Below are 1850 nucleotides of genomic sequence, written 5' to 3'. Positions count from 1 at the left end.
AATAGGGGCCGGCAGCCGTCGTCTCGAGCAAGGTGACCGCATCGCCCCAATGGTTGCCGTGCGGCTGGCCGAGCGCGAAGTTGTGCCCGCTCGCAAGCCCCGCGAAATTGCCCGTGGAAACAAGCCCCCGCCGCGCGATATATTTGAAATTCCCGGGAAACTGGGCCCAGAAGGCCGGCTCGAGCGCGATTTCCTCGCGCACCGCGATAATTCCGAGATCGGCGAGCGCCGCTTGGGTTTCGGCCACGCCCGCATCGACTTCTTCGGGCGAAGCACCGCGGATAGCGATCGTCATATGATGTTCGCCGAAGCCCGAACGGCCTGCGGCGACCTCGTCCTTCGCGTTTGACAGTTCGGAGCGCAGGCTGAGCGCCTCGTCCTCGGCCGAGCGCATTCGCCTGAGCGTCAGGTTCATCCGGCCGAGCGCGGCCTGACGTTCGACGAACCCGAAGGATTGCGAGACGGTGAGTTCGAACGGCAGGCGCAATAGCTCGTCGAACATGCCGGCGCTCGTTTGCCCCGGGTAATCCTTGATCGACACGATGCCGAGATAGCTTCGATCCGCATGGCCGGCAGGGGCAAGCTCGATCGTTTCCTGCCCGAAGCTGATACGCCGGTCGGGAAGATACGCCCCAACGTCTTGGGTGGGCAGCAATATCGGGCGGCTCTCTCCGTTGTACAGCGTCGAGAGGAATTCGAGTGGCTCGGAGCAGGAGCCAGCTTCCGCATCGTAGACCGACAGCAGTCGCGGCTCGTAGCTGCCGAGCGCCGCCATGAGCGCTTCGCGTGCCGTGTCGAGCTGGCGCAAATCCTGTGCCACCGTCTCGACCGGCGAACTGGTCCGACTGAGCTTCTCGCGCAAGCTGTCGAGCAGGCCCACGCGCCCCTGCAGAGGCCGTCTGATCAGCGTCAGGTAGAGGTCGTTGACGAACAGCTGGCGCCGGTCGAGCCGGCCTTGCCAGGCCGCGTCGAGTTTGGTCGAAAAGGGGTCGTCGAACCGGGCGTCGAGCCCGACATCGACGCGGCGGCGCACGATATGGTGGTAAATGGCGAAGCGCGACGATCCGATCGACTGCAGCATCGCGTCGCGCAACCGCTTGCGATAGTTGATCTCGTCGGTGTCGGCCGTCTCGAACAACAGGCCGCGCATCGCGATAACCTGCATCAGCAATCCGTCACGCGTCGCGATCGTGTTCGCATCGACATGATGGCTATAGGGCAAATGCCGGCCCGCTGGCGCTTCCTTGGCCACGACTTTCGGAGAAGACGCTAGGGCCGGTAGGAGTTGCATTGCCAGATCGAGAAATTGCGAACACGCGGGCAGCGCCCGACTTTGGTTAGCCAGAGGTCGAAGAAGCGAGGTTCGCGGAGGCACAACAACACGCCCGCAAGATGAACGACCAGAGCGACGACCAATGCCCAGATCGACTTGAAGATCAGGAACAATTCGGTCGCGACCACGGCATTGGCGACGAAATAGCTATAGGTGACGCCCGCGAACATTTGCGGCCGCGTCAGCGCAACGAACATTGGATCGCGCTCGACCCCGTTCACCGCTCAGCGCCCCAGGCTGGCGGTGGACTGAATGCCCGCGACGATGCTCGCCGCGCCGAACAGGATGAAGCAGCCGATGATCACCGTCGCGCCATAGCGCCAGTTGATCCGCCCGGTCAGCATCATGAAACCGACGGTGGCGACGGCGATCACCGCGACGACCGTGGCAACCGTACCGAGGAGGGTGCCCTGAAGCCATTGCACCGCCGACACGAGCACGCCCGAGCCTTCGGGGTCGGCGAGTTCCTGGGCCTGGGCGGTTGCGGCATGAAGCAGCCCGGCCGTCGAGGCCGCCC

2 protein-coding genes and 1 pseudogene are annotated in these 1850 nt (G+C 64.2%); all 3 read right to left on the bottom strand.

The genetic code is table 11. The features are described 5' to 3' along the window. Positions 1 to 1291 (bottom strand): annotated as a pseudogene (locus tag VGD20_RS12035) (VirB4 family type IV secretion/conjugal transfer ATPase); the annotation flags it as partial. Continuing rightward, positions 1270 to 1554 (bottom strand): type IV secretion system protein VirB3, encoded by a 285-nt coding sequence (locus VGD20_RS12030; protein WP_331134673.1) that lies wholly within the window; start codon positions 1552 to 1554, stop codon positions 1270 to 1272. The gene VGD20_RS12030 and the pseudogene VGD20_RS12035, both read right to left, overlap by 22 nt. 3 nt (positions 1555 to 1557) lie before the next feature. After that, positions 1558 to 1830 (bottom strand): TrbC/VirB2 family protein, encoded by a 273-nt coding sequence (locus tag VGD20_RS12025; protein ID WP_331134674.1) that lies wholly within the window; start codon positions 1828 to 1830, stop codon positions 1558 to 1560. Positions 1831 to 1850 lie beyond the last annotated feature (20 nt).

Origin of the sequence: Sphingopyxis sp. (assembly GCF_036402335.1) — a bacterium.
Classification (GTDB): domain Bacteria; phylum Pseudomonadota; class Alphaproteobacteria; order Sphingomonadales; family Sphingomonadaceae; genus Sphingopyxis.
This window is presented reverse-complemented; position numbering and strand designations above follow the sequence as displayed.